General features: G+C 32.1%; 30 protein-coding genes. 24 read left to right on the forward strand and 6 right to left on the reverse strand.

The window, feature by feature from the left end; translation table 11 throughout:
* Nucleotides 1-65: 65 nt before the first annotated feature.
* Complete coding sequence (locus J2S15_RS08890; protein ID WP_307407459.1) at nt 66-2,009, reverse strand: BglG family transcription antiterminator; 1,944 nt, start codon at nt 2,007-2,009, stop codon at nt 66-68.
* A gap of 445 nt (nt 2,010-2,454) precedes the next feature.
* On the opposite strand from J2S15_RS08890, the gene J2S15_RS08895 reads away from it, so the two are divergent.
* The 5 genes from J2S15_RS08895 (at nt 2,455) to J2S15_RS08915 (ending at nt 7,012) form a co-directional block, all read left to right on the forward strand.
* Entirely contained in the window at nt 2,455-2,763 is a 309-nt protein-coding gene (locus J2S15_RS08895; protein WP_307407461.1) for a PTS lactose/cellobiose transporter subunit IIA, read from the forward strand.
* Between the two features lie 2 nt (nt 2,764-2,765).
* The gene (locus J2S15_RS08900) at nt 2,766-3,095 is read left to right on the forward strand and encodes a PTS sugar transporter subunit IIB (protein ID WP_307407463.1); all 330 of its coding nucleotides are present in this window, start codon (nt 2,766-2,768) and stop codon (nt 3,093-3,095) included.
* Nucleotides 3,092-4,387 (forward strand): PTS sugar transporter subunit IIC, encoded by a 1,296-nt coding sequence (locus J2S15_RS08905; protein ID WP_307407465.1) that lies wholly within the window; start codon nt 3,092-3,094, stop codon nt 4,385-4,387. Before J2S15_RS08900 ends, J2S15_RS08905 begins: the two co-directional genes overlap by 4 nt.
* 62 nt (nt 4,388-4,449) lie before the next feature.
* Nucleotides 4,450-5,886 carry a glycoside hydrolase family 1 protein gene (locus J2S15_RS08910; protein WP_307407468.1) on the forward strand — a complete coding sequence of 479 codons (1,437 nt, stop codon included), beginning with the start codon at nt 4,450-4,452 and terminating at the stop codon, nt 5,884-5,886.
* A gap of 67 nt (nt 5,887-5,953) precedes the next feature.
* Nucleotides 5,954-7,012 carry a hypothetical protein gene (locus J2S15_RS08915; protein ID WP_307407470.1) on the forward strand — a complete coding sequence of 353 codons (1,059 nt, stop codon included), beginning with the start codon at nt 5,954-5,956 and terminating at the stop codon, nt 7,010-7,012.
* 47 nt (nt 7,013-7,059) lie between these two features.
* Here J2S15_RS08915 and J2S15_RS08920 read toward each other — a convergent pair whose 3' ends face one another.
* Complete coding sequence (locus J2S15_RS08920) at nt 7,060-7,515, reverse strand: MerR family transcriptional regulator (protein ID WP_307407473.1); 456 nt, start codon at nt 7,513-7,515, stop codon at nt 7,060-7,062.
* Between the two features lie 107 nt (nt 7,516-7,622).
* Here J2S15_RS08920 and J2S15_RS08925 point away from each other — a divergent pair, with 107 nt between their 5' ends.
* The 12 genes from J2S15_RS08925 (at nt 7,623) to J2S15_RS08975 (ending at nt 14,948) form a co-directional block, all read left to right on the forward strand.
* On the forward strand, nt 7,623-8,567 hold the full coding sequence (locus J2S15_RS08925) for an alpha/beta hydrolase (protein ID WP_307407476.1): 945 nt from the start codon (nt 7,623-7,625) through the stop codon (nt 8,565-8,567).
* 40 nt (nt 8,568-8,607) lie between these two features.
* Nucleotides 8,608-8,967 (forward strand): cyclophilin-like fold protein, encoded by a 360-nt coding sequence (locus tag J2S15_RS08930; protein WP_307407478.1) that lies wholly within the window; start codon nt 8,608-8,610, stop codon nt 8,965-8,967.
* 19 nt (nt 8,968-8,986) lie between these two features.
* Complete coding sequence (locus J2S15_RS08935) at nt 8,987-9,832, forward strand: DUF3737 family protein (protein ID WP_307407481.1); 846 nt, start codon at nt 8,987-8,989, stop codon at nt 9,830-9,832.
* On the forward strand, nt 9,829-10,992 hold the full coding sequence (locus tag J2S15_RS08940) for a MalY/PatB family protein (RefSeq protein ID WP_307407483.1): 1,164 nt from the start codon (nt 9,829-9,831) through the stop codon (nt 10,990-10,992). Before J2S15_RS08935 ends, J2S15_RS08940 begins: the two co-directional genes overlap by 4 nt.
* A gap of 13 nt (nt 10,993-11,005) precedes the next feature.
* Nucleotides 11,006-11,551: a flavodoxin family protein gene (locus tag J2S15_RS08945; protein ID WP_307407485.1), complete on the forward strand. Its 546-nt coding sequence runs from the start codon at nt 11,006-11,008 to the stop codon at nt 11,549-11,551.
* Nucleotides 11,552-11,636: 85 nt separating this feature from the next.
* Nucleotides 11,637-11,891, forward strand: a complete 255-nt coding sequence (locus J2S15_RS08950; protein ID WP_307407487.1) for a CPF_0552 family protein — start codon at nt 11,637-11,639, stop codon at nt 11,889-11,891.
* 369 nt (nt 11,892-12,260) lie between these two features.
* Nucleotides 12,261-12,443, forward strand: a complete 183-nt coding sequence (locus J2S15_RS08955; RefSeq protein ID WP_307407488.1) for a hypothetical protein — start codon at nt 12,261-12,263, stop codon at nt 12,441-12,443.
* 7 nt (nt 12,444-12,450) lie between these two features.
* On the forward strand, nt 12,451-12,744 hold the full coding sequence (locus J2S15_RS20305) for a type II toxin-antitoxin system RelE/ParE family toxin (protein ID WP_370872519.1): 294 nt from the start codon (nt 12,451-12,453) through the stop codon (nt 12,742-12,744).
* Between the two features lie 90 nt (nt 12,745-12,834).
* Nucleotides 12,835-13,293, forward strand: a complete 459-nt coding sequence (locus J2S15_RS08960; protein ID WP_307407490.1) for a MerR family transcriptional regulator — start codon at nt 12,835-12,837, stop codon at nt 13,291-13,293.
* Complete coding sequence (locus tag J2S15_RS08965; RefSeq protein ID WP_307407493.1) at nt 13,293-13,691, forward strand: FMN-binding protein; 399 nt, start codon at nt 13,293-13,295, stop codon at nt 13,689-13,691. The genes J2S15_RS08960 and J2S15_RS08965 overlap by 1 nt, the downstream gene beginning before the upstream one ends.
* A complete protein-coding gene (locus J2S15_RS08970; protein ID WP_307407494.1) occupies nt 13,692-14,027 on the forward strand; it encodes a hypothetical protein in 336 nt (111 codons plus the stop codon).
* Nucleotides 14,028-14,948 (forward strand): FAD:protein FMN transferase, encoded by a 921-nt coding sequence (locus J2S15_RS08975; protein ID WP_307407496.1) that lies wholly within the window; start codon nt 14,028-14,030, stop codon nt 14,946-14,948.
* 58 nt (nt 14,949-15,006) lie between these two features.
* On the opposite strand, the gene J2S15_RS08980 is transcribed toward J2S15_RS08975, so the two are convergent.
* A complete protein-coding gene (locus J2S15_RS08980; RefSeq protein ID WP_307407498.1) occupies nt 15,007-15,738 on the reverse strand; it encodes a hypothetical protein in 732 nt (243 codons plus the stop codon).
* 230 nt (nt 15,739-15,968) lie between these two features.
* On the opposite strand from J2S15_RS08980, the gene J2S15_RS08985 reads away from it, so the two are divergent.
* Nucleotides 15,969-17,585, forward strand: coding sequence for a potassium/proton antiporter (locus J2S15_RS08985; protein WP_307407500.1), 1,617 nt, complete (start codon nt 15,969-15,971; stop codon nt 17,583-17,585).
* Here J2S15_RS08985 and J2S15_RS08990 read toward each other — a convergent pair whose 3' ends face one another.
* The gene (locus J2S15_RS08990) at nt 17,586-17,996 is read right to left on the reverse strand and encodes a hypothetical protein (RefSeq protein ID WP_307407502.1); all 411 of its coding nucleotides are present in this window, start codon (nt 17,994-17,996) and stop codon (nt 17,586-17,588) included. It lies immediately after the preceding gene.
* Between the two features lie 185 nt (nt 17,997-18,181).
* Here J2S15_RS08990 and mnmG point away from each other — a divergent pair, with 185 nt between their 5' ends.
* The 5 genes from mnmG (at nt 18,182) to J2S15_RS09015 (ending at nt 22,518) form a co-directional block, all read left to right on the forward strand.
* Nucleotides 18,182-20,029: a tRNA uridine-5-carboxymethylaminomethyl(34) synthesis enzyme MnmG gene (gene mnmG / locus J2S15_RS08995; RefSeq protein WP_307407504.1), complete on the forward strand. Its 1,848-nt coding sequence runs from the start codon at nt 18,182-18,184 to the stop codon at nt 20,027-20,029.
* Nucleotides 20,030-20,153: 124 nt separating this feature from the next.
* Nucleotides 20,154-20,741, forward strand: a complete 588-nt coding sequence (locus J2S15_RS09000; protein ID WP_307407506.1) for a TetR/AcrR family transcriptional regulator — start codon at nt 20,154-20,156, stop codon at nt 20,739-20,741.
* A gap of 32 nt (nt 20,742-20,773) precedes the next feature.
* Entirely contained in the window at nt 20,774-20,956 is a 183-nt protein-coding gene (locus tag J2S15_RS09005) for a hypothetical protein (protein WP_307407508.1), read from the forward strand.
* Nucleotides 20,957-21,059: 103 nt separating this feature from the next.
* Nucleotides 21,060-21,467 carry an NUDIX hydrolase gene (locus J2S15_RS09010; protein WP_307407510.1) on the forward strand — a complete coding sequence of 136 codons (408 nt, stop codon included), beginning with the start codon at nt 21,060-21,062 and terminating at the stop codon, nt 21,465-21,467.
* A gap of 163 nt (nt 21,468-21,630) precedes the next feature.
* A complete protein-coding gene (locus J2S15_RS09015) occupies nt 21,631-22,518 on the forward strand; it encodes an LPXTG cell wall anchor domain-containing protein (RefSeq protein WP_307407511.1) in 888 nt (295 codons plus the stop codon).
* 61 nt (nt 22,519-22,579) lie between these two features.
* Here the strand turns inward: J2S15_RS09015 and ilvA are convergent, their stop codons facing one another.
* Nucleotides 22,580-23,785, reverse strand: coding sequence for a threonine ammonia-lyase (gene ilvA / locus J2S15_RS09020; RefSeq protein WP_307407513.1), 1,206 nt, complete (start codon nt 23,783-23,785; stop codon nt 22,580-22,582).
* A 55-nt stretch (nt 23,786-23,840) separates the two neighbouring features.
* Between ilvA and J2S15_RS09025 the strand changes: the two genes are divergently transcribed.
* A complete protein-coding gene (locus tag J2S15_RS09025) occupies nt 23,841-25,034 on the forward strand; it encodes an ATP-binding protein (protein ID WP_307407514.1) in 1,194 nt (397 codons plus the stop codon).
* 37 nt (nt 25,035-25,071) lie between these two features.
* Here the strand turns inward: J2S15_RS09025 and J2S15_RS09030 are convergent, their stop codons facing one another.
* A complete protein-coding gene (locus J2S15_RS09030; RefSeq protein WP_307407516.1) occupies nt 25,072-26,583 on the reverse strand; it encodes a hypothetical protein in 1,512 nt (503 codons plus the stop codon).
* Nucleotides 26,584-26,664: the final 81 nt, after the last annotated feature.

Here is a 26,664-nt window from a genome sequence, read left to right on the forward strand (position 1 = left end):
TAATATACCTCCTAAATCAAATGGTCGCAGTTCTTTTTAATTGAAATAATGAGTATGCAAGTAAATTACATAATATTAATAATTTCATAATTTGATAAAATCAATTCAATAAAATCATCATAGTTTATGCAATCTAATATCTTTTCTGAGGTCTTCTTATCATTAAGAACAGAAACTACAATATTAAATACATCAGGAAACAAAGGGATATCTTTTGGAAGTAACGCAAGCATAAATACAAAATTTACTTTATTGTTGATCCAGGTAACAGGATTACGATTAATATACACAGCAATTGCTGAAGACTTAATATGACTTCCATCACTTAATAAAGGATGGGGAATTGCCACATTATTATACTCAGTCGGTGTAATCTTCTCATGTTCTAAAATATCATTTATAAATTCTTTGTCCACATAATTCATATCCACAAGTTTTTCACATAGAAAACTTATAATTTCATTGCTTTCTGAAAATGGAATATCTGTAAAGAATAAATCTTTTTCAAATAATTGTATGAAAATTTGTCGTATTTTTTCTTTCTCTCGTTTGTTGCGAATGAACTCAACTTTCTCTGCTACATTACGAATATCTTGTTTTGTTAAAAGTTGACTAATTTGTACTTGAGAAACGTCAACTGATGGATTCACACTAAGTGTTGAAAGAATTAAATCAACTTCCTCAATATTTTTAATATCCTCGTATGAAGATACAATATCAGTAAGGTGCAAGTAATTGATTTGAGATGAAATTTGTTCAAAAATTCGATTTCCAAGATTTAAATAATCATACATAACTAGAACACATGAAATGTTCTCAATACTATTTTTTTCATCTGCTAAGAGTGCCCCTAGATGCAACGTTAGATACATTGTTTCATTATCTGGAACCTTACAGTCTATTCCTGTAGAAATCAGTGATGATATATGATTTGCAATCATATATAGAAAAGGGTAATCATCTTTAATTTCTGTTATTGGGTTCAAAGGAATCATAATTTTATCTCTAACTCTAAGAATTAAATTCTTCAAGTGAAAAGCAAAGCGAACAATAAAATCCTCGTTGTTTACATTTATTCCAAAATTATCATATAAGGAACGTATAATAACAGACATTAAATCATTGACCTCACTACCAACATAATTTTCTAAATTTTGTAAGTCAGCCCATTGCTTGTCAGCAGGCATAACTCTAGTAGACATCAACAAAGATGCTTCAGCAATTTGCTCCTGAGTAAAATTACAATCAGGATATACTTCTTTTAATCTTTCATAGGTAGTAACAATAAAGCGATAGAAGTGTGTAGAGAATTCATAATCACTTTTCTCAAAAATATGTTCTGCAGATTGTGGATTCTTAAAACTAGTTTCAATCAGAATTGAAAGATGTAGAACATAATTCAACAGTGAGAAATCATCCAAATCAAAATTTTCTTCCTCTAATATTATTTTTATGATTGTATTAATTTCATTAATATTTGCTATTTTGAAAAAATGTTGAATTGAAGATACATTAAATTGTGAAACTTGCCACTCCTCACTTAACAGGTCCATTAAGAACTTTTGTCTGTCTTTTTCTTTTCCAACAATAAAAATTTGTTCGTTTTTTGTTCGAATAAACAACTTCCTCTGTTTTAATTCATTGCGTAATTTTGCTAAATCTTTTGTAATGGTTAACTCCGAAACATATAATTCATCTGCTAAATCTTGTGCACTTAATAATTCCTTATCCAATAATAATCTTGATAAAATGATTCTCTTTCTTTTTTCATATCCATAATGTGAAAACTGTTTGGAAGCTTGTTCAATTAATATGACAGCATCTTCTCTCTTAGCAATTTCATAACCTCGAGATGTTGAAAGAATAAGATTAGGAGACTCATTATTAAGTTGACTAATATAGTTAATAATACTTCTTCGACTCACTTTAAAAGTATCCTGTAATATAGTGCTCGTTACAGGAAGAGTTTTCGAGTATAGAAACTGTAAAATCTCGTATCTTACATCCATGATTTTTCCTCCGTTTTTGTTAATTGGATTTCGCCATAATTCATTCAAATTAAAAAGAACTTTCAAAATTTTGTAATATCTAAATTACACTTTAATAGTACTGAACGTTATTAAAAATTTCTCTACCATGATTTGCACATCCTGTGTGCAAGTTAAGAATTAATACATACTATAAATCTATTATAAGTTGATTTTGTATGACTGTCGCTTATAGATAGATAATTCGTATTATTTTTAGTGATTATAATAACACTTTTTATAAACTTTTCATTGTATATTATGTCATTTGTTTAAAATGGTAATTATATAAGAATACAATCATTGCTTGCACATCCACTGTGCAAATCATGGTAAAGACAAACTGTAAAAGATTAAGTACTATGAGATTGTAGTTAGCTAACACATTGGATATTACTACAGAAAGGATAGGTAGAAAGATAATTATATGGACTTAATTCAAACAGTTGTCTCAATCATCGCATTTGCTGGGGACAGTCAAAGTGCTTCAAGACAAGCAATAGAATTTGCAAGAGAAGGTAAGTTTGATGAATGTGATGAATATATGCAAAAAGCTAAGGATAGTGCATTGGAGTCTCATAAAACGCATACAAAGTTATTAGCGGAGTGTGCTGGGGAAGAACATGATGTAAATTTCCTTATGGTACATGCATCAAATCACTTATCTGTAGCTGAAATGATGATTTTAACGGCAGAATTATTTATTGAAGTAAAAAAAGAGAAAGTTGGTGAATAGAAATGTTGAATATTGTGTTACTCTGTCAATTTGGCGCAAGTACAGGAATGTTGGCAAAAAGAATAGAAGAAGCTGCGTTAGCTGAAAACGTTGATGTAACAATTAATGCTTACGGAGTGACCGAAATCGGAAGAGTTATTAATGGGGCAGATATTATTCTTCTCGGACCTCAGATGAGGTTCCAATTAAAAGAGTTTGAGGAATCATATGCTGAAAAAAATGTACCTTTTATGGTCATTGATACATTAGATTATGGGATGATGGATGGTAAAAAGGTGTTTCATTGTGTTGTGGAAAAAATTAAGGAATTTGAAGGAGGAAATGTAAAGTGAATAAATTGTTAGATCGTTTAGAAAAATTATTAACTCCTGTTGGAGAAAAACTACAAAAGATTAAAGCGATGTCAGCTATTGCGGAAGCAATGCAGGCAGGAATGCCAATTTTGATTATTGGATCATTTTGTACATTGTTTTTATACTTGGATATTGGACCATGGCAATCAATTGTACAATCAATTCCAGGATTTGTAGATGTATGTAGTAAGATTTCGGCATTTACATCGGATACGTTTGGGTTGTTCATATTAATTCTTTTAACGTATATGTATGGACGTAGGATTGGTCTTAAAGAAAATCTTACATGTATCCCTTTTGCTATTGCTGTAATGTTTATTTTAGCTCCAGTAGCTGAAGATGGAAGCATTCTAAAAAATACAGTTGGTATGCAGGCATTAATATCAGCAATGCTTGTTGGGATCGCTGTGCCTAGAGCAGTTCAATTTTTAATAAACAAAGGGATTGTAATTCGTATGCCTTCAAGTGTACCAAAGTTTGTTGAAGAAGGATTCAAATTATTAATTCCAGGGTTTATAGTTTGTATTCTTGCGGGAATTATTAATACTGCTTTTGTATCTACAGAATTTGGAAGTTTCCAAGGGTTTATATATACAGTGATTCAAACTCCATTGCTTAGTATCGGACTATCATTTGGAGGGTTTGCGCTAATTATTACCTTAGCTTCTGCAATTCTTTGGCCAGGTTTACATGCGAATACAATAATGGGAGTAATTACGCCGCTAACACTTGCTGCATCTGCTGCTAATCAAGCTGCAATTGCTGCTGGAGAAACAATTCCCCATATAATTGATTTTCAGTTTATGATGATTTGTGATCCAGGAGGTCAGGCAGCGTTATTGCTTCCATGTCTAATTGGATTATTTATGAGTAAATCTAAGCAAATTAAACAGGTATCTAAAGTAGGAATTGTACCAGCAATATTTGGTATTGGAGAACCAATTTTATTTGGGTTCCCATGTATGTTTAATGTGTATATGTTCTTACCAATGGTGTTAAGTACATTTGTGAATGTATGTATTTGGTACTTTGCGATTGACTTCGGATTAGTAGGTTATTTTTCAGGAGTGGTACTTCCATGGACAACACCACCAATACTAAATGCATTTTTAGCAAGTACAACTCCAGTTGCAGCTGTCATATGTCAAATTTTCATGTTAGTAGTTGATGGACTTATCTGGTTACCATTTGTTCGCTTATATGACAAAAAATTAATGGAACAAGAACAAGAAGCTTTATCAGACGGTGAAGCAGTAATGCAAACGGAATAGAGGTAGAAAGAAAGGAGATATATAACTTACGGTATAATTAAAACAAGTTATATAAAATAAATATGAGTAGATTTCCAGAGAATTTTTTATGGGGTGGTGCAACAGCCGCCAATCAGATTGAAGGAGCATATGATGTTGGGGGGAAAGGGTTAAGTATTGATGATGTATTTTCCAACGGTAGTTATACACAACCTCGAATCATGTCTAAAGAAACGGAGGATGATTTATATTATCCCAACCGTGTAGGTAGTGATTTTTATCATCATTATAAAGAAGATATTGCACTGATGGCAGAGATGGGGTTTAAAGTATATCGATTATCCATTGCTTGGACTAGAATATTCCCTACTGGTGAAGAAGAAACACCAAATGAAGAAGGTTTAAAATTTTATGACAGAGTATTTGATGAGTGTATTAAACATGGTATTGAACCATTAGTTACGCTATCTCACTATGAAGCTCCATTACATTTAACAAATAAATATAATGGATGGGCTGATAGGAAATTAATCGAAATGTTTAAACGCTATGCTACGGCTGTATTTAAACGATATAAGAACAAGGTAAAATATTGGCTGACTTTTAATGAAATAAATGTAGCAAACTTACCATTAGGAAACTATCTGGTATTAGGAGTACGAAATGAAGGTTCTCGTTACTATACAGAACAAGTGGATAATCCACAAATAAGATATCAGGGGTTACATAATCAACTTGTGGCTGGTGCATGGGCGGCTATTATTGGTCATGAGATTAATTCAGACTTTATGATTGGTAATATGATAGCAATGAATCCGGCGTATCCATATGCCTGTGATCCAAAAGATGTACTTTTGTGCCAACAAAATTGGGATGAAAATGTATATTATTGTGGAGATGTTCAGGTTCGTGGGGAATATCCATACTTTGCACAAAAAATATGGGCAGAAAACAATGTTACGATTGAATGGGGAGAAGAGGATGCAGATGTATTGAAGAAAGGTACAGTAGATTTCTTTTCATTCTCTTATTATCAAACACTTACAGTAACTAATAGAGATGATGTAGAAAAATCAGGCAGTATGCTAGGTGGAGTAAAAAATCCATATTTGAAAGCAAATGATTGGGGATGGGCAATTGATCCAGATGGATTAAGATACACACTGAATATGTTATATGGAAGATATAACATTCCTTTAATTGTAGTAGAAAATGGATTAGGTGCTTTTGACAAACTAGAGGAAGATAAAACGATTCATGATCCATACCGTATCGAATATTTACGTAAACATATTATTAGCATGGAAGAAGCGCTTGCAGATGGTGTTGATTTATTTGGATATACAATGTGGGGATGCATTGATTTGATTAGTGCTGGAACCGGAGAGATGGCAAAACGCTATGGATTTATCTATGTAGATTCAGATGATTATGGAAATGGTACATTTGATCGTTATCGTAAAGATAGTTTCTATTGGTATAAAAAGGTGATTGCTACAAACGGTGAAGATTTAGATTAGACAACTTTAAGAAAGGAGAAACATCGTCCTCATCATTTATAAGTGATGAGGACGATGTAATATACACATGATTAAATCAGTTGAATTTAAAAATAAAACAGGAAAAATGCCAAGCGTTGAATTCAGAAAATATGAAACAAATTTTCTAGTTGCTGGAACTCCAGATATTTTTTCTAATGAAGAAGATGATAATGCAGTAATAACTGTTATAAGTACGTATGGAGAAATGTTTCCAAATGGGAATACAGATGAAAAACCATATTACTTTTTTCGCCATACCAATGGTCTTACTTGGGATACTCGTTTCGTAGGATTTATTGAACTGGGTGATACCCCTTTAGAATATCAAAAGGGAGGGCATATAGATAATTTATCAGTAGATAATGCAAAAAATCCGTATTATAAAAAGATTTCAGATTATCCTAATGAATATTATTCACTAGGTACTGAAGAACCATATTTTGAATATCAGTTTACAGATACCTATGCAATTTTAAAAGAAGGAGATTTTTTTGATGTAAAAGCTGAGTACTTTCCATTTGCAGTTGTTGATCATTCATCGATTTGGAACAATGTTTGTCCAATTTATCAGACTGCATTGTTAACTGGGACATATGAAGGAAAACCAGTGCTAGGACTAGCTCATATTGATCGATCATTCAAACAGCATGGTAATGATAAGTACGAGTTATTAGGTTATATAGATAACGAATTTGATGGAATTAGAGAAGATGGAAGAAGAGAAACAGCAATTATCCATATTGATACAACTACAGAAAAAGTATTTGCATATTATTGGTTGGAAGGGGAAGAGCCAATTGTTTCTGATACAGTCATTATGGAGGCGGAATGGGTAAGACTTCCTTATTGTAATGATGGTACATGTATTTATAAGGAAGCAGTATATCGCTTTGCAGGTAAAGAGATTCATTTTACTGCTAAGTGGGGGACAAAAGGTTTTACAGCACATCCACGTCTAGATAAATATGGACAATCGCAAGTTATGGGTACATGGTATGAGGGTAAAACACCATATAAACATAAATTGTATATGACATTCAATGAAAACCAGGAAGCGTTTGATAATCATATTGAACAACTTGGTTTTGATGTTGTTGATGAGTAATAAAAAAATGAGTAGCTCCTTCTAAAGAGTTACTCATCTTTTTATTACTATTCTGGTTTAACTATACTATGTGTATCTTCGTATAATTTTTGAATATGATTCGGCATTTCGCTAGCAGAGATTGTTTTTACAACTTCTTCACTTCCTGCCTTAGTTGCTGTTTCATAATACCAGCATTTGAATTTAATCATATCCAACGCTTTTTCTAATTCTTGAATTTCATTTTCCATTGTCTCTTTTTGTCTTAAAAACATCTCTTTCCTTTGCTCAAGCGTTTGGTCACCTAGAGTACACCAGTGCATGAATTCCTTTATTTCTTTTATTTGCAAACCTGATTTCTTAAGACAGTCAATAACTTTTAAAGCTTCCAATGATTTATCATTGAATTTTCTGATACCCGCTTCATTTCTTTCAAGATCAATTAGTAAGCCTTCCTTATCATAGAATCTCAATGTTGGGATTGGTAAATTAAACATTTTTGATACTTCACCAATTGTATACATTACTTCACATCCTTTTTTTAAATAAACCCTTGACCTAAAGTTAGGTTTAGGTATTACAATTATGTTAGCACATATAATTACATGGTGTCAAGAAGGAGGAAATAGTTATGAGTAAAGGATATATTCAAGAACTTAGTAATAATGTAGAAAGGATTCATGTCCGTTACAATAATCGATATGGAATCGCAATAGCAGGTGATTTATATATGATAAAAGATATCGATAAGAATAAAAAGTATCCTGCAATTATTGTAGGAGCACCTTATGGTGGAGTAAAAGAACAAGGCCCAAGTGTATATGCAAATGAATTGGCCCAAAGAGGATTTGTAGTATTAACATTTGATCAAGTATTTATGGGAGAATCAGGTGGTGAACCAAGAAATGTTTCAAGCCCGGATATTTTCAGCGAAAGTTTTAGTGCAGCTGTAGATTATTTAGGAGTTAAAATACCTTATGTAGATAGAGAAAGAATAGGTGTTATTGGAATCTGTGGTTCTGCAGGATTTGCTTTATCAGCTGCCCAAGTGGATACAAGAATAAAAGCAATTGCAACCGCAAGCATGTATGATATGAGTGTTGCAGCAAGATTAGGGCAAAATGCAGAACAGATTCAGAACATGAAAGAGGCATTATCACTCAAACGATGGGAAGATGCCCAAAACGGATGTCCAGAATATCTGCCAGGATTTCCTGAAGAACCATTTGATGAAGTTCCTGCTGGAACTCCAGAGCCAGGTGCAGAATGGATGCGATTCTATGCAGTTAAAAGAGGTCACCATTCAAGTGCTAGAGGTGGATTTACAACAACATCAAGCATGGCGATGATGAATTATGATTTATTAACACATATCGATGAAATTACACCAAGACCAATATTATTTGTAATTGGTAATCGTGCTCATTCAAAATTCTTTAGTGAAAGTGCATATGAAAAAGCAAATAATCCAAAAGAAATCTATACAGTTGAAGATGCAGAACATATTGATTTATATGATCGAACAGATCGAATTCCATTTGATAAGTTTGAATCATTTTTTAAGAAGAATATGTAATTTTACCATAAATTGATTAATCTATAAAGTGAGGGAAAATATGATTCGTATAAAGATAAATGACCAAATATTTACAGCGGACTTTAATGATGTTCCTGCAGCAAATGAGTTAATAGAAAAAATGCCATTTACTATTCATATGAGTGACTTAAACAATAAAGAGAAATATTATTATTTAGATTGTTCGCTTTCATCTGCAACTGCATATTGTCCTTCTACCATATATGAAGGAGAGATTATGTGTTGGTCTAGAGATACTTTAGTAATCTTTTATAGGACCTTTTCTAATTCATATGGAGGATATGTTAAGTTAGGGAGAATTAAAGAACTTGATGAGTTAACTTCCTTATTAAAAAAGAATCAATCAATTGAAGCTACATTTAGTTTGTTAGAAGAATAGTATAAATAAAGGAGATGTAATGAAATTAATCAGACAGGAATTATTATCTGGTGAAAGAGCACTATTTAATAGTAATGATTTAGAGATTGTAGATACAACTTTTGAAGAGGGAGAATCTCCTCTTAAGGAAAGCACTAATATTATATTGAAGGACAGTGTCTTTAAATGGAAGTATCCATTGTGGTATTGTGATGTAATAAAAGTAAGTAATACAGCATTACTTGAAACCGCCAGATCAGGTATTTGGTATACAAACAAAATAGAGATTAATGACAGTATTATTGATGCACCAAAAACATTTCGACGTTCTAATGATATTGTTTTAAATAATGTACTACTTACAAATGCTGATGAAACACTATGGAATTGTAAAGATATAAAACTAAACAAAGTAAATGCTAAAGGTAATTATTTTGGTATGAACAGCAAAGATGTTTATGTTGATAATCTTCAATTATCAGGTGACTATGCATTTGATGGTGTAAGTAATATTGAAGTACACAATTCAAAGTTACTATCAAAAGATGCATTTTGGAATTGTGAGAATGTTAAGGTATATAATTCAGTAATTATAGGTGAATACTTAGGGTGGAATTCTAAGAATGTAACATTTGTGAATTGTACAATTGAAAGCTTACAAGGGCTTTGTTATATTGAAAATTTAGTATTAGAAAACTGTAAGATACTAAATTCAGAACTACTTTTTGAATACACTACTGCGAATGCTGAAGTTATCACTGTTATTGATAGTGTTAAAAATCCATCAGGTGGGATAATACAAGCAAAAGGTATTGATGAATTAATTTTAGACGATACTAAAATAGATGTAAGCAAAACTACATTTGTATTGGAGGAAACAGCATGATTTATGACTTTGATAAATTAATCAATCGTCATCATACCAACTCAATGAAATGGGATGTAGATGATATGACATTATCAATGGATATAGCAGATATGGATTTCAAAACTGCTCCAGTAATAATTGAAGCAATAAAAAATAAAGCAGAATTTGGTGTTCTTGGATATCATGATATTCCTAAGGCATATTATGAAGGATATTGTAACTGGTGGAGAAAACACCATAACTTTATAATGAATGGTGATTGGATGATATTTAGTACGGGTGTAGTTCCTGCAATTTCATCGATTGTTCGTAAAATAACAACTGTTGGTGAAAATGTATTAGTGCAAGCGCCTGTCTATAATATTTTCTATAATTCCATTATTAATAATGGAAGAAAAGTCTTAACTTCTGATCTTGTCTATAAAGATTACAAGTATACAGTAGACTTTGATGATTTAGAAAGTAAATTATCAGATTCGCAGACTACATTAATGATTTTATGCAATCCTCATAATCCAATTGGAAAAGTGTGGGAAAAAGAAACTTTAGAAAAGATTGGTGATTTATGTCATAAGTATAATGTTGTGGTTTTAAGTGATGAAATTCATTGTGATATAACACAAAATAATAATTATACACCATTTGCATCTATTAATGATTATTGTAGAGATAACAGTATCACTTGTTTATCAGTAAGCAAAGCTTTTAATTTAGCTGGTTTACAGTCTGCTTGTATTGTTGTACCAAATGAGAATCTTAGAAATAAAGTGAATCGTGGTTTGAATACAGATGAAGTAGCTGAGCCAAATGCTTTTGTTGTAGATGCTACTTTGGCAGCATTTAGAGGTGGAGAAGAATGGTTAAAACAATTGAAATCATACATTGAAAAAAATAAAGCAGTTGCTGAAGAATATATTTTAAATAACATTTCTAATTTAAAATTAGTAAAGTCGGATGCTACATATCTACTTTGGATTGATTGTGAACAAATTACTAACTCCACAGCTTTATTTTGTGATTTCCTAGTGTCGAAAATAGGCCTTAAAATTTCAGAAGGTTCAATGTTTGGTGATTGTGGAAAACAATTTATTCGAATGAATATTGCTTGTCCAACGAAACGAATGTTAGAAGGTCTAGAAAAATTAAAAAGAGGAGTAGAAGAATTTCAAAAGATTTAGATGGGAGCAAATTATGAAAAAAGTTTTAATAATGTCTTCAAGTTTACGTAATAATAGTAATTCAAGTAGTCTGGCAAACGAATTTATGAAAGGTGTACAAGAAGCTGGGCATGAAGTGAAGATGATTCAATTACAAGATAAAGAGATTAAATATTGTATAGGATGTTTATCCTGTCAAAAAACACATCGATGTGTAATAAGGGATGATATGAAAGAAATCAATGATTTAATAAAGGAATCAGATGTAGTTGCTTTTGCGACACCTATTTATTTTTACGAAGTATCAGGGCAACTAAAAACTTTACTTGATCGGACGAATCCGCTATTTCCAATTGAATATAAATTTCGCGATGTATATGTATTAGCTACTGCAGCTGATGAAGAAAATGAATGGATTAAAAGATCATTGAATGCAATTGATGGTTGGGTTGAATGTTTTGATAAAGCAAAGATAAAAGAGAAAATAATTGGTGTGAATGCAGGGATTACTGATTCTGATAATATAACTAATAATATGGAAACATTGAAGAAGGTGTTTGAAACTGGTAAATTGGTTTAATAGATAAAGAAATCTTTCATTTTTAATTCTTGTTGTTTTTTAGGTTGCATTATATACTAAAACTATAAGAGAAAGGAGTCTTATTATGTCTTGTTATTATATTATAGGATTGCGTTTAAGTTATCGTCAGCATAATGCTGTATTATTACAGGAGGAACTGACTAAGTTTGGATGTAATATAAAAATGAGATTAGGTCTTCATGAAACAGATGAAAAATATTGTTCAAATGATGGTCTAATCATCTTGCAGGCATGTGGCGAAAAGGAAGAAGTTGAAAAAATGTTAGATGCATTCAATAATCTTGATGGTGTGTCTGCAAAATTAATGGATTTGAACTAAGGAGCGAAAGCTTCTTTTTTCTTAATAATATTCATCATAGAATTATTTAATTAAGGTAAATTAAGTTTATTATTGACAGTCATATTTTAGTGATATAAAATAATAACAAGTTAGCAGTAGAGAATTCTAAGTGAACCTGCTTGCGGACAAACATCTTCATTTAAATGAAGATGTTTGTTTTTATATTGTTAAGGGATTTAAAATAATAAAAATATTAATGGTATATTAGGAAGAAAGATAAAACTTGTTAATATATTATTAACCCTGCTTATGTAAAAAGTTAACTGTTTAAACTGATTCAAGTAGAAAAAATGATTCTGAGTTTGATGCATGCATTAATGAATAGTATAATAAAGAAAGAGGTGTTTTATGGATAAATTTACAAAAGACATTGATATAGCAAATGCTGAAAAAAAATACTTCGCTAAAAAGAAATTAGAAATTTTGCAAAAAAGGCAGATGGAAGAGATTTTAGAAAGTCATGAAGATATAAAACAAGGTAGGGTTATGAGTGAAGAAGAGTTTTGGAGAAGATTAGATAAAAAACTATGATGTAATAATTACTTATTCATTTTGGAAAGATGCAGATAAAATAACTGATTATTACATTGATAATTTTAAGAATGATAGGTTATTTGAACAACTTTATTATGAAATTAAAGAATGTGTGAAAACACTTAGTGCTTTTCCTAATTTGAAATTAATAATGAATATATTAGAAGATGGTTCAGAAATTAGAAGGTATACTTTAAAAAATCATGTAATAATCTATGAAGTTGATGAGCGAAATGAAATAGTTTATTTAAATCGTATTTATCATCAATTGGAAGATTATTTATCTCATTACAGTTAAAACAAGGTGTGGATTTCCACACTTTTTATTTTGTCAGGTGTTGACATTAAAGTTTGGTTTAATGTTAGTATAGTTGCGAGAGGTACAAATATGTGGACAATTAAAGAAATTTCAAAGCTGACAGGATTAGCTCCTGCAACATTAAGATATTATGACAAGATGGAAATTCTTCCATCAAAAAGATTAGAAAATGGTTATCGTGTATATGATGAATTAGATTTGTTAATTATTCAAAACCTTGTTGTATTAAAGTATGCCGGTTTTCCCTTGGATGATATAAAAGTACTCACTTCTTTATATTATAAGGAAGAAGGGGATGAATGTAATGAAATGGGACGTGAAGTATTTGATCGCCAACTAAAAACAATGAAGCAGAAAATTGATATGCTTCAGGAAGTAATCAAGATTATTGAATCAATTCAGCCATTATTTGAAACCCATGAATTATATAAAATAAATCAGGAAGATTTATATCAAAGAATTCAAGGGTTGTTTCAACGAATTCAAGAAAAGGATTTTGATTTTTTGAAAGTTGAGGAAGACAAGTAATGAGAAAGAAAGTAAAAGTTATGATAATAATTACATCAATTGTTTTAGTGATTGGAGTTGGTTTTGGACTATCTTATCTAAAACGATATAACGATTATAAAAGTGAAGTTGCTGATATAAAAATCAAAGAAGTGAATCTTAATGAAATTGAAGATGGAGTTTATGTTGGTGAATACGATGTAGATTTTATTAGTGCCAAAGTTCAGGTTGAAGTAAAGGATAATCAAATTAAAGTTATTGAATTTATTGAATATCATCATGATCGTGGAGAAAAAGCGAAAAGTATTCTTCAGGATATGGTAGATGAGCAACGAATTGATGTGGACACAATTTCTGGTGCAACGAATTCCAGCAAGGTGATTCAAAAAGCAGTGGAAAATGCACTGAGTGGCAGTTAGATGAAATTTCCTGCTTTGTTGGGATGGTTGAGTCTATTGTGTTGTATTCCATTGTTTCTGGTATCAATAAAGAGTAATAATAAAATAATAAGGTTATGTAGAGAGTATCATTTTGCATTTGGATGGCTAATGCTTCTATTTGCACTATTACATGCTTTATTTTCTATTAGAAGTATAATGGATGTTCCCTTTGGTGTTTTATCACTCTTAGGAGTAATGTGTTTAAATGCAATGTTCTTTATTAAGAAAAAGAAATCGATTCATATAAAATTACATAAATGGATTGCGGTAGGGTTATTAATCACTTTAATACTTCATATCTGGATGAAATTATAAATGGATAGTTATAAGCTAGTAATTTCTGCTCTGGGTACAGAGAACGAACTACATATCTGGGGAGAAGATGCAAAAACGATTGTATATTGTTTGGAAGAGAAGATACATGAGTTGGAAGCAATGTTCTCTTATTATAAAGAAGAAAGTGATATTGGTAGAATTAATAGGAATACTTCCAAAGAGTATATAAACGTCTCTGATGAGGTATTTGAAGTGATAAGGAAAGCAGTAGCCACCTATGAAGAATGCCCTTGTTTTAACGTTTTAATGCGTCCTATGCTGAATTTATGGTATGAAAACCAAAATAACTTGAGTTTTTACCAAAAAATGAAGATAAAGAAGCTTATTGATATGAATGGCATTGAAACGAAAGCACCTAATTATATACGACTTGGATTACATCAGCAGCTGGATTTAGGAGGAATAGCGAAAGGATATATTGCAGATCGATTGATGGATGAAGCAAAACGTTTAGGTGCATGGAAAGCAATTATTAATCTTGGTGGAGATATTGGGTTAATAGATACAAATAATAATTTATTTACTGTTGGAATAAGAAATCCATTTGATAAAGAAGAAGTATTGCTTTCATTATCACTATCAAATAAAGCAATTTCTACTTCGGGGATTTATGAACGTTACAATCCAAACCTAGGAATAGATGCACATCATATTGTGGATACAAGAAAAGTAGCACCAGTAAGTAACAATCTTATGAGTGTCAGTGTGATTGCGAATACAGTAATGGATGCAGATATTTATGCAACTATCTTTCTGATTCTTGGTATCAAACAAAGTATGACATTTATTAAGAAACATCATTTAGAAGTAATCTTTATCACAAAAGATCATGAGGTGATTGCAACCTCTACACTAGAAAAGAAAATAACAGAAACAAAAATAGCAATTCACTTCATTTAAAAGTGGATTGCTATTTCTTTAGAAATTAAAAGAGAACAATAAAAATATTGTCCTCAACTTATGTGTAACTTTCAATTTTAACTATATTCCCACTAAACTGACTAAGAGAGTTAAAGTCACCACTCAATGTAACTTGTGGATAACTAGCACTCACCTTTGGTATATCGATGACAAATTCGACCATTGCACCGCTTGAATCTTGGCATCCATTCACGGTATGTGCATCTGATTTTTCATCAACCTTGATTACTTTGAATACTTGTCCTGTATCAGTAGTAATACGATATTTTGTACCTAGGCTACCATATGTCGAACCAAGAGCTACTGCAATGAATCCATCACTTGTAGTTAATAGTCCATCTTCATTTACGGTTGTTGAAGAATTGATGATTGCCATCTGTGTTGAATTTGAGTTGATCGCTCGATAGTCCATGTATGTCTTTTTGTAAGAACCTACTGTACATACTCCAGCATCAGAATAACGTGCTTCTTCACGTGCGATTTCAGCTAAACGCTCAGCTTCTTTTTGCTTTGCAAGTTCTTCCTGGCGTAGCAATTCTTGTTGACGTTCTTGCGCACCTATGCTGACTTCCTGCTCAAGTTCAATTGTTGATATCTCGTTCATATCAATGCTTAAATTATTAAATGTTCCAACTGGATCTTCATTTACTCTTTGTGGATGACTTTCACTTGCATAAATTGTGTCATAGCTCATCCAAAGAATTAAACATATCAAAATAAATGAGATAATCCAACTGGAGGTGGGAGTTTCAATTTTACTTGCTTTCATAATAGTTTCTTCTCCTTCTACGCAGCATCTGCGGCTAATGATTAGTATCTATTCTTAAGCATACTTTTTCGTTGTGTAAAAAATACACAACCATTGCATTATATACAAAAACAAATAAAAAAGCAAAAAAAATGCTAAAAAAATGTCAAAAATAGCCTTATATGCCTTAAATTATGGTTTTTTTGAGCTTTCGTGTATAATAATCTCATGTGAAAAATGGAGGTAATCATATGAATCAGTATTTATTAATCGTGGCAATTATTACAATTATCTGTATTGTTTCAAGTAAGATATCTGCAAAGATAGGGTTACCTTCTCTGCTCTTATTTATTCTTATTGGGATGTTATTTGGCAGTGATGGAATCTTTAAAATACAGTTTGATGATTTTGTATTAAGTGAGCAATTATGTACCATAGCTTTAATCTTTATCATCTTTTATGGTGGATTTGGTATGAATCTTAAAAGTGCAAAACCAATCATGGGAAAAGCACTTCTGTTATCAACTGTAGGAACTTTTATGACCGCAATGATCACAGGATTTCTTGTACATTTTATATTTAAAGTGTCACTTGCAGAAGGAATTCTAATAGGTTCCGTTATTGGATCTACTGATGCTGCATCTGTATTCTCTATTTTAAGAGGCAAGAAGTTAAATCTAAAAAAAGGATTGGCACCACTTTTGGAAATGGAAAGTGGAAGTAATGATCCAATCTCGTATATGATGACAACTCTAACATTAGGATACATGACAACAAATAGTCTGTCGACCTTACCACAACTACTGATATCACAGATTGGTTTGGGTGTCCTTTGTGGATTTGCAATTGGACAATTGTTCAAGGTTATCCTAGAACATGTAAAGTTTAAAAACGATGGGCTAAAGTCAATATTGTTTGTGGCAATTGCCCTTCTTGCGTTTGCACTTCCAACGATGTGGGAAGGAAATGGATTTCTAAGTGTATATATTGTAGGTGTGATGTTAGGTAATGCTAAGTTAAAACACAAAGTATCACTTGTACATTTCTTTGATGGTGTAACCCAAATGATGCAGATTTTATTATTCTTCACATTAGGCTTATTAGCATTCCCATCACAAATTCCTAGTGTATTGTTACCAGCCCTTGGTGTAATGGTAATTATAACGTTTATCGCAAGACCAATTACAGTTGCTATTCTATTAACACCATTAAAGGTAAAGTGGAATGAGCAATTATTTATATCGTGGAGTGGACTTCGAGGAGCGGCATCTATTGTATTTGCAATTTTGACTGTAGTAAGTCCAGCATATACAAGTAAAGATATCTTTCATGTTGTCTTTGTAGTAGCTCTTTTATCGGTTGCTTTCCAAGGAACCTTATTGCCATATATGGCTAAGAAACTGAAAGTAGAAGATCCAACAAATGATATTATGAAAACATTCAATGATTACGAAGGAATTCGTCAACTTAGTATGATTCAGGTAAGTTTACCAGAGTATCATGGATGGATTGGAAAAACTTTAGCTGATATTGCAATGCCAAATGATATGTTGATAGCGCTTATTGTAAGAGATGGCGAGAATATCTTTCCAAAGGGATCTACAGTTGTTGAAGAACAGGATAGCCTAGTCTTGTGTGCTCCAAGTTTCCACGATGAAAGTGGAATTATATTGAAAGAGGTTATAGTTGATGAAGATAATGATTGGTTAAATAAGACATTAGATGATATTGATAAGGAAAATCGTCTGTTGATTATTTCAATCAAACGAAATAAAAATATCATTATTCCAAATGGAGAAACGATATTAGAGTTACACGATAGTATTGTATATATGGATGTAGGTAATAATGTAATTAAGAGGGCGTAATTATAGCCCTCTTTGCTTTCTGACGATTTTGAAGATATCATATATACAAATAATCAGAAGGAAATAAAAAGCAACCAACCATAAATCAATATTCATATATACGATTAACAAGTAGTTTGAAATTGATTCATTCCAAATATTGAAGAAAAATAAATGAGTAGAAACTCCAAGAAATAATAGATGTGGAAGTAACCAGACCATATCTTTTATATGTGTAGGCTTTGGACGCAATAAAGCAACAACAAATAAATAAATGCAAAGACCAAAATCTCTTAACGAACTGTAAATAATTAATGGTGTAACTTCATAAGTGGAATAAACTAAATTATTAGCATCTACATATAATGTACATAGTATATAGAATACTAATAAGAATCCTGAAGATATCAAAAAATAAGTTGTCTTTTTCATATTCGCTTCCTTCCTTAAACAGAGTGTTTGTTAATTTTATTATAATTCATAAAAACTGCTCATCAAGAGTTTAGTAGTAATTGGTTGTTGTATGGGAATAAATAGCATACATAGGTATAAACTTTATTCAATTTTTGTTTGATATTTGAATTATTATAGTATAATAAGTAGTCAGAGGTGATTTCATGGTAGATATAATCGTAGTGGGTGGTGGACATGCTGGTGTTGAAGCAGCACTTGCCAGTGCTCGTAAAGGAAAAAAAACAATTTTATATTCACTAAGCATTGAGAACATTGCGAAGATGCCGTGTAATCCGTCCGTAGGTGGACCAGCAAAAGGTATCGTGGTAAGAGAAATTGATGCTCTTGGTGGAGAAATGGGGAAAGCAGCAGATGCAACTGCAATCCAATTCAAAATGCTGAACACAAACAAGGGACCAGGAGTTCGTTGTTTGCGTGTGCAAAGCGATAAGTTGGAATATGCTAAATATATGCAACAGACATTACTGAATACACCTAACTTAGAAATACGTGAACAGATGGTTGAACAACTTGTTGTAGAGGATGAAAAAGTAAAAGGTGTTATTGCTGATAATGAAATGGTAGAAGCCCATGCTGTTATTCTTACAACAGGAACTTATATGAGTGGAAAGATATTGATAGGACATACATCAACTGAGAGTGGACCTGACAATGAGCCTACCACAAAAAATCTTTCTGCATCCTTACACGAATTGGGAATTAAAACATTTCGTCTAAAGACAGGAACACCTGCTCGTGTAAAAACAGAAACAATCGATTTTACAAAAACTGAAATACAACCAGGAACGGATGCGTTTGTATCTTTCAGTTATGATACAAAAGAAATTATGCCATTCGATGAGCAAGTGGTTTGTTATCTGACATACACAAGTCCTAAAACTCATGAGATTATTAATACAAATCTTAAAAAGAGTGCAATGTACTCGGGTTTAGTAGAAGGAGTTGGACCAAGGTACTGTCCTTCTATTGAAGACAAATTAGTTCGTTTTAAAGATAAAGAACGTCATCAGATATTTTTAGAACCAGAGAGTTTATCTCTAGATACAACCTATGTGCAGGGATTCTCTACATCAATGCCATATGATGTTCAAGAAGAAATGATTCATTCCCTTCCAGGGCTTGAAAATGCTGTTATTGATAAATATGGATATGCAATAGAATATGATGCAGTAGATCCATTACAATGTAAACCAACATTGGAAAACAAATTAGTGGAGAACTTATATACTGCTGGCCAGATCAATGGAACAAGTGGTTATGAAGAAGCAGCTGGTCAAGGTTTGATGGCAGCAATTAATGCATGTTTAAAAATGGATGGAAAAGCACCATTTATATTGCATCGTGATGAAGCGTACTTAGGTGTGTTGATTGATGATTTAGTGAATAAAGGAACAAAGGAACCCTATCGATTATTAACTAGTCGTGCGGAATATCGTCTGTTATTAAGACATGATAATGCTGACCAAAGACTGAGTCAATATGGATATGAAATAGGATTACTATCAAAAGATCGATACAATAGATTTGAAGAAAAACAACAACAGATTCATGATTTGATGGAGTATCTACGTGAACAGCGATTTACCCCGAAATCAGAGATTAATAAGTATCTTCAAGAAGTTGAAGATGATACGTTGACTGATGGAATATCTGCATATGATTTATTAAAACGGCCAAAAATGAAACTAAAAAATATGCTGGAATATTTAGAAGTTGGTGCAACTGATGAAGTGATTCAGGGTGCTGAAATTGAAATCAAATATGAAGGATATATAGTAAAGGCAAAGAAGGAAGCTGAAAAGTTATTGAATATGGATACAATGAAAATTCCAGAGACAATTAACTATGATGATGTTGACAACCTGTCTTTGGAGGGAAAACAAAAGTTACAACAAGTTCGCCCTTTAACAGTTGGTCAGGCATCTAGAATTAGCGGAGTAAGTCCAGCTGATATAGCGGTGTTGTTAATTGCTTTAAAATCAAAAAACTAAAGTGAGATAGAAATAATTTGCTTTAGTTTTTTTATTTATAAATCAAATATTGACTTACATATAGAATAAGATTACAATAATAATAAATGAATGAATATCATTCACTCATAACCAAATTAAGGAGGTGATCCTAATTTCAAGAATCACAAAAGAGCCAGATATTAGAAAGCAAGAAATTCTTGATACAGCTATGAAGTTGTTTTCGCAAAAGGGATTTGAGCAAACAACAATTAGAGATATAGCTAAAAATCTTGGTGTTTCACAGGGACTTTGCTATCGTTATTTTAAATCCAAGCATGAGTTATTTGATATTGGATTAGAACAGTATGCAAATTATTTTGTTATGGCGACTAAACAGGGATTTAGCGATAAGGCTATACCATTAAAAGATAGGTTACTTGCATCTCCAAATTTTTTCGAACTTGAAAAAAAACTAGACAATTCTTATCTACAATTCTTTTACAAACCTGAAAATAAACAGTATCAGATTTTGTTATCTCATAGAATTTGCAAAAAAATGTGTCCGATTCTATCAGATATGCTCAAAGAAGCAACAGAACAAGGTGAATATAGTTTCAATCAACCAGACACAATTGCTTCCTTTTTACTTTTTGGACAATTAGCTATTTTACTTGATGAATCACGATCTGAAAGTGAACGCGTAAAAGAACTCACAGAATTTATATCTTCCATAATCGATAAATATTTATGATTACTATTTAATAAAGGAAGGAGTATTAAATAATGATAAAACTAATAGCATTTTTTGATTTTTTAGGTAGTTGGTTTGAAGAACTTAGTACATGGCAGACAGTACTAATTATTTTTGGAGGGCTTCTCCTTGTATTGTTTTGGTTAGTTGTAATCACAGGTGCATCAAAATGGCCATGGAGAGAGTGGGCGGAGCATGTCAAGCGATTTCATTGATTATATCCCCCTTCATTCGTAGATAAATAAATTAATTATTTCTAAAGGAAACCTAATTATTGTTTAAGTTTCCTTTAAAATTGTAAACAAAAGGAATGATAATATGAATGTTCAATTTAATAAACTAAATGAGATAATAGATGAAGCTTTAATTTATGCAGTTATCATAGCGAAATACAAAAATCGTTGGATACTTTGCAAACATAAAGAGAGAACAACTTGGGAAATACCAGGAGGTCGCCGCGAACCAGGTGAACCAATCTTGGATACTGCAAAAAGAGAATTATATGAGGAAACGGGAGCAATAGAATTTGATATTAAGCCTATTTGTATTTATACAGCAAACGGAACATCAGGTCTTTTGTGCTTTGCATCTGTTGATGTGTTAGGCGAATTGCCTGATAGTGAGATTGAAAAAGTAGATCTATTTGACGAACTTAATGTTGAGTGGACATATCCTAACATTCAACCTAAATTGCTTGATTATTTCAAAAAAAACTATGATTTCTAAACCGTTTTTCTAATTTAACTATTGTGATTAATTAAAAATTATAAATTTTGTAAGACAAAAAGTTTCCCTAAATTGCCAAAAACAGCGAACCATTTTGCCCTGGAATGAGTCTTAATTATAGAGAGAGTCTTTTAATTAAAAGTAAAAATTCATAGGAGGGAAAATGAAAAGAATTAAATTATTATTCGGAAGCGCTTTAGCACTTGTTTTGGCACTTTCTTTATTTGTGCCTGCAACTGTAAGTGCAGAAGAAACAGATATTACACCTACTGATACGCCAGTTGCAACTGCAGCATACACAATGGATCAAGCAGCGTTTGATGCTGATTACCCAGACGGTGTTAAACAAGGTGAAATTTTTGATATTTCAGATTATTATGATGGAGATATCTCAGAACTATATTTATACGATTATACTGGAGAAGGTTTTGCTTTCTGGGAAATCGATGAAACAACAGGAGCATTCTTAGCTAGTGATATTTGGGTACTTAGTGTAGGTGATGTTAACCTTGAGTTTGTGGATGTTGATGGAAATCTATATGCTTTAGATTTTGATGTAATTGCAAACCCAGTTGATATCGTATTAGATCCAACAACAGTAACTCTTGCACCAGGTGAATCTAAAACTATCTTAATTGATACAGTTCCTGAAGATGCATGGTGGTTCTGGGCAGAATTAGCTTTAGAAGGATCAGATGGTGTAATGGTTAACACAAAGATTTCTGATACTACTGTAATTAAAGTGGAAGAAGCTTATGATGAAAACGATGAATGGATTGGATATACTGTAACTGGTTTAAAAGCAGGAACAGCAACTATTTCTATCGAAACAGAATTAGGACATACTTCAGTAGCAACAATTACTGTTAAAAGTCCTGAAAAACCAATCTCTCAACCACCAGCAACAACTACAACAACTAAACCAGCTGTTGCAGCTAACAATGGTGGACCAGTTACTGGTGATACAACAAACACAACAATGTATATGCTAATGATGCTTGCAGCTCTTGCATCAGTGAGTGGATATGCATTCTTGAAAAAACAAAAATAATTAAATAAATTAATTAATATAAAAAAATCGATGCCACTCTCTCATTAGCATCGATTTTTTCTTATGTTCTTTCTTTTACTATTTTGAAGTCATTTTTCTCTAATTCTTTAATAATTGCTTCAATATGCTCGTGGTTTTTTGTCTCCATTGTTATTTTTAAGAAGCAACTGTTGATATCCATATCCGGATCACCATTGTCATAATCAACGGCAACAACGTTACCACCACATTCACTTATGATTCTACTAACTCCAAGTAATTGTCCTGGTTTATCAACTAAGGCAATCGTTAATGAAGTCTTTCTTCCGCTCATCAGCAATCCACGAGTAATTACACGAGCCAGTATATTAACATCAATGTTACCACCGCTGACGATACAAACAACATTCTTATCTTTGATTGGCAGTTTATTGAACATGGCAGCAGCAACTGAAACAGCACCTGCCCCTTCCGCTACCATCTTTTGCTTTTCCATCAGCATAAGTATTGCTGCAGCAATTTCGTCATCAGTAACTGTAATAATTTCATCTACATATTTTTTGGTTAATTCATATGTTAAATCACCAGCACGTTTTACTGCAATTCCATCAGCAAATGTATTTACTTCATCAAGACTGACAATCTTATCACATTTGCGTGCTTCACTCATACTGGCAGCACCAGCAGCCTGTACACCGTATACTTTACATTCTGGTTTTAACGTCTTTACAGCAAACGCAACACCACTGATTAATCCACCACCACCAATTGGTACTACTACTGCATCTATATTTTCTAACTGATCAAGGATTTCAAATCCAATTGTCCCTTGTCCAGCAATTACATCTTCATCATTAAATGGATGAATAAAGGTATAACCTTTTTCCTTTTGTAATCGAAGTGCATCATCATAAGCATCATCATAAGAACCTTGAGCCAGATGAATATCTGCACCATAACTTTTTGTTGCTTCTATCTTACTGATAGGAGCACTGTCAGGCATACAGATCAAACAAGGGATATTGTTCTTCTGTGCTGCTAATGCAACTCCCTGAGCATGGTTACCAGCGCTACACGCAATAATACCTTTTGCCTTCTCCTCATCGCTTAACTGGCTAATTTTAAAGTACGAGCCTCTAATTTTGAAGCTACCAGTAATCTGAAGATTTTCAGCTTTCAAGAAAATGTTATTTTCGCTGTCAATGTTTGGCGCTGCCATTAATTCTGTTGGACGAATTACATCTTTCAAAACATAGCTAGCTTGGTATATTTTATCTAATGTAAGCATAGTAAACTCCTTTATTTAATGATACAATTATACCATAATTAAGGTGGTGGAAAAGATGAAGTTTAAAGAAATGCAGAAGAAGTTAAATTCTTTAACAATCTTTCGAAGTTTGTTGGATGAAGAGGTTGTAATTAAGCTTAGAAAGCTGTTGGATTGTGATACTCAAGACGTAACAAACTTTATAAATATTTACTGTGATTTCACAGCAGAACTATATCAATATGATACAAATTTAAGTCGTTATTTTTATCGTTATGTTATGAATAGCGAAAACATATTTATTCAAAAAGTAGCTGAAGGAAAACGAATAGATCAAGTTTTGGAACAGGCACTTTTATATGAGTTATCAATTATTCAGGATGTAAGTAAGATTACATCCAAAGAAATTCGTTTTGATGTTCCTTATCATGGGTTTCTGCCAAAGTGGAAAAATAAAAACTATCGTTTTCGCAAAGAATATCTGGAGAAACTGGAAAAACTTCCAGTTGAAGGATATGGAGTATTTGCGAAATACCATGTTTTCACAATGATGGATCAGGGATTAGTACCAGTGAAACATCCAGACCCTCAACAGTTAACTGATTTAATTGGGTATGAACGTGAACGTGAGATGGTAGTTAAGAATACAGAAGCATTCTTAAATGGAATGAAAGCAAGCAATGCCCTTTTATATGGGGATGCAGGAACTGGAAAAAGTTCTACTGTAAAAGCAATTGCAAACAAATATAAAGACCAAGGTTTACGATTAGTAGAAATAAAAAAACATCAACTATTTCATTTGCCTGAATTAATTGATGAGTTAGCTCGTAATCCGTTAAAATTTATTATCTTTATTGATGACTTAAGTTTTAGTGGTAATGATGATAACTTTGTTGCTCTTAAAACAATTCTTGAAGGTGGTGTAAGTGGTAATACCAAAAATATTATTATTTATGCAACAACCAACCGCCGTCACTTTGTGAAGGAAAGTATGAAAGATCGTAATAGTGATGAACTATTTACGAATGATTCAATACAGGAAACAATGAGTCTAGCTGCCAGATTTGGTTTAACAATTACCTTTCAAAAACCAGGGAAAGATTTGTTCTTGGAAATCGTAGAGTCATTAGCGAAAGAACAAGATTTATCACTTCAAGGTGATGAGTTAATCAAACAGGCAGAAGCGTTTGCACTTCGCAACAATGGAAGAAGTCCAAGAACAGCCAAACAGTTTGTAGAATTAGAGAAAATCAAAGAAACAGTAGAATAAACATTAGATACATGGAAACGTGTATCTTTTTCTATCTTTATATTAATTCAGTTAGGTTTTCTTTTGCAGTATCATTGACTTCAATACTGATGGTTTGTTTTGTTAAATGATATAATTCACTGTTGAATTCTTTTAATGGCAAACCAGTACTTACAGACCATCTTTTCATTGCTCGAGCCGCCATGTTTCGATGCGATACAACAGGAGATTGTAAAGCAGCCTTTATAAGGTTTACCCCTTTGTTTGGGTAAGCTCCTAACTCTTGGATAATAGACGTTAAAGACATATATAAAGAATGATTGTCACCAAAGCCTAATGAGTCCCCCATCCCTGTAGCAATTAATGTGAGATCAATACTGTTCTCATATAAATCGAGGATTTCATCAATCAAAATTTTATGTTTAAAGAAGTACCATGTATATGAAGAATATTTTAGATAGTTACTTTTAAGTAGTTTGAATAATTCATCAGCAATATCAATATTCATCTTATTAGCAATATAAACAGCAATCCAAATATGATAATTATCATTTTCATTTAAACTGTTTATTACGATTCTCTCTAGAGGGAGTTGTTCAATTTGGGTTTTGATTGAGTTTATTATAGTAATGGCAATCTCATTTTCTTCATGATTTTCAACAAGATATTCTTCAACATCGGTTAAAAATTTGATTTGTGTACAATCAACAAGTTTATCTTTTATCTGATTATAGAAGTTGCTTAATAATTCAACAGGATGTTCCATATCTGAAATTCCAGCACATGGTGCACCATCTTCGTTGATTAGTGCAAAAATTATTGTTTGTAATCCCACCAATTCTTCTTGTGATAGGTGCTCTTTTTGTACATACTCATAAATATTAATTTTTTGTGCACATTCATAAGATAAGTATCCATCCATTACTGCATTAGAACACCCTTCACTAGCTAACCAATATTTCATCTCATCATTTGTAACTTTTAAGTTCTCTACTGCATTTATTTTCCCCCAACCGTGTGTCTTTTTCGCAATATCAAAAATCCAGTCATTTCCATCTGGGAATTTCTTGAAAATGTAGATTACATAATTTGTGAATGATTCATACAAAGCTATCAGTTTCAATGGTTCTATTAATCTATCACCAAAATTTTCAAAAGAACCTAAAACAATCAAACCGGCTTTTACAACTTCAGGATTTGATGAACTTAGAATACATTCAGATGCGAACGCGTATCCATGATCTCCATCCAAAGTGGAACGGTTCTCGAATATATCATTATAAAGTGTATTATTAGCATCATAAAGAACATCAATAGATTCTTCACTAAGTTGTTTAACTAATATAGATATTTCTTTATCATTAGCCATTAGATATTTCATTACACAACTGGTCTTTTCGGCAGGTTTATTAGAAATTCCTAATATATTTTCTTTTGCCCCAGCTACGAAAGAGAGTTCATTGGGTTTGCGTTGTTCCTTTTTTATAAGTTCAAAAGTATAATCCAATTTTCCTTCAGAATTTAGACTATGCTTAATTTGATTAAGTATAGATGGTATTATATCTGTCATAAAGTTTCCTCGTTTCTTTTCATTCATTTTAGCATATAACTAACGAATAATAAAAAGGGTAGTGACGCTCATCACTACCCT

It is taken from the genome of Breznakia pachnodae (genome assembly GCF_030814225.1).
GTDB classification, from domain to species: Bacteria; Bacillota_I; Bacilli_A; order Erysipelotrichales; family Erysipelotrichaceae; genus Breznakia; species Breznakia pachnodae.

Excerpts from the sequence above, each read along its gene's own strand:
- J2S15_RS08890 (WP_307407459.1), bottom strand. The coding sequence starts at position 2,009 with ATGGATGTAAGATACGAGATTTTACAGTTTCTATACTCGAAAACTCTT.
- J2S15_RS08895 (WP_307407461.1), top strand. The coding sequence starts at position 2,455 with ATGGACTTAATTCAAACAGTTGTCTCAATCATCGCATTTGCTGGGGAC.
- J2S15_RS08900 (WP_307407463.1), top strand. The coding sequence starts at position 2,766 with ATGTTGAATATTGTGTTACTCTGTCAATTTGGCGCAAGTACAGGAATG.
- J2S15_RS08910 (WP_307407468.1), top strand. The coding sequence starts at position 4,450 with ATGAGTAGATTTCCAGAGAATTTTTTATGGGGTGGTGCAACAGCCGCC.
- J2S15_RS08915 (WP_307407470.1), top strand. The coding sequence starts at position 5,954 with ATGATTAAATCAGTTGAATTTAAAAATAAAACAGGAAAAATGCCAAGC.
- J2S15_RS08920 (WP_307407473.1), bottom strand. The coding sequence starts at position 7,515 with ATGTATACAATTGGTGAAGTATCAAAAATGTTTAATTTACCAATCCCA.
- J2S15_RS08925 (WP_307407476.1), top strand. The coding sequence starts at position 7,623 with ATGAGTAAAGGATATATTCAAGAACTTAGTAATAATGTAGAAAGGATT.
- J2S15_RS08930 (WP_307407478.1), top strand. The coding sequence starts at position 8,608 with ATGATTCGTATAAAGATAAATGACCAAATATTTACAGCGGACTTTAAT.
- J2S15_RS08935 (WP_307407481.1), top strand. The coding sequence starts at position 8,987 with ATGAAATTAATCAGACAGGAATTATTATCTGGTGAAAGAGCACTATTT.
- J2S15_RS08940 (WP_307407483.1), top strand. The coding sequence starts at position 9,829 with ATGATTTATGACTTTGATAAATTAATCAATCGTCATCATACCAACTCA.
- J2S15_RS08945 (WP_307407485.1), top strand. The coding sequence starts at position 11,006 with ATGAAAAAAGTTTTAATAATGTCTTCAAGTTTACGTAATAATAGTAAT.
- J2S15_RS08950 (WP_307407487.1), top strand. The coding sequence starts at position 11,637 with ATGTCTTGTTATTATATTATAGGATTGCGTTTAAGTTATCGTCAGCAT.
- J2S15_RS08955 (WP_307407488.1), top strand. The coding sequence starts at position 12,261 with ATGGATAAATTTACAAAAGACATTGATATAGCAAATGCTGAAAAAAAA.
- J2S15_RS08960 (WP_307407490.1), top strand. The coding sequence starts at position 12,835 with ATGTGGACAATTAAAGAAATTTCAAAGCTGACAGGATTAGCTCCTGCA.
- J2S15_RS08965 (WP_307407493.1), top strand. The coding sequence starts at position 13,293 with ATGAGAAAGAAAGTAAAAGTTATGATAATAATTACATCAATTGTTTTA.
- J2S15_RS08970 (WP_307407494.1), top strand. The coding sequence starts at position 13,692 with ATGAAATTTCCTGCTTTGTTGGGATGGTTGAGTCTATTGTGTTGTATT.
- J2S15_RS08975 (WP_307407496.1), top strand. The coding sequence starts at position 14,028 with ATGGATAGTTATAAGCTAGTAATTTCTGCTCTGGGTACAGAGAACGAA.
- J2S15_RS08980 (WP_307407498.1), bottom strand. The coding sequence starts at position 15,738 with ATGAAAGCAAGTAAAATTGAAACTCCCACCTCCAGTTGGATTATCTCA.
- J2S15_RS08985 (WP_307407500.1), top strand. The coding sequence starts at position 15,969 with ATGAATCAGTATTTATTAATCGTGGCAATTATTACAATTATCTGTATT.
- J2S15_RS08990 (WP_307407502.1), bottom strand. The coding sequence starts at position 17,996 with ATGAAAAAGACAACTTATTTTTTGATATCTTCAGGATTCTTATTAGTA.
- mnmG (WP_307407504.1), top strand. The coding sequence starts at position 18,182 with ATGGTAGATATAATCGTAGTGGGTGGTGGACATGCTGGTGTTGAAGCA.
- J2S15_RS09005 (WP_307407508.1), top strand. The coding sequence starts at position 20,774 with ATGATAAAACTAATAGCATTTTTTGATTTTTTAGGTAGTTGGTTTGAA.
- J2S15_RS09010 (WP_307407510.1), top strand. The coding sequence starts at position 21,060 with ATGAATGTTCAATTTAATAAACTAAATGAGATAATAGATGAAGCTTTA.
- J2S15_RS09015 (WP_307407511.1), top strand. The coding sequence starts at position 21,631 with ATGAAAAGAATTAAATTATTATTCGGAAGCGCTTTAGCACTTGTTTTG.
- ilvA (WP_307407513.1), bottom strand. The coding sequence starts at position 23,785 with ATGCTTACATTAGATAAAATATACCAAGCTAGCTATGTTTTGAAAGAT.
- J2S15_RS09025 (WP_307407514.1), top strand. The coding sequence starts at position 23,841 with ATGAAGTTTAAAGAAATGCAGAAGAAGTTAAATTCTTTAACAATCTTT.
- J2S15_RS09030 (WP_307407516.1), bottom strand. The coding sequence starts at position 26,583 with ATGACAGATATAATACCATCTATACTTAATCAAATTAAGCATAGTCTA.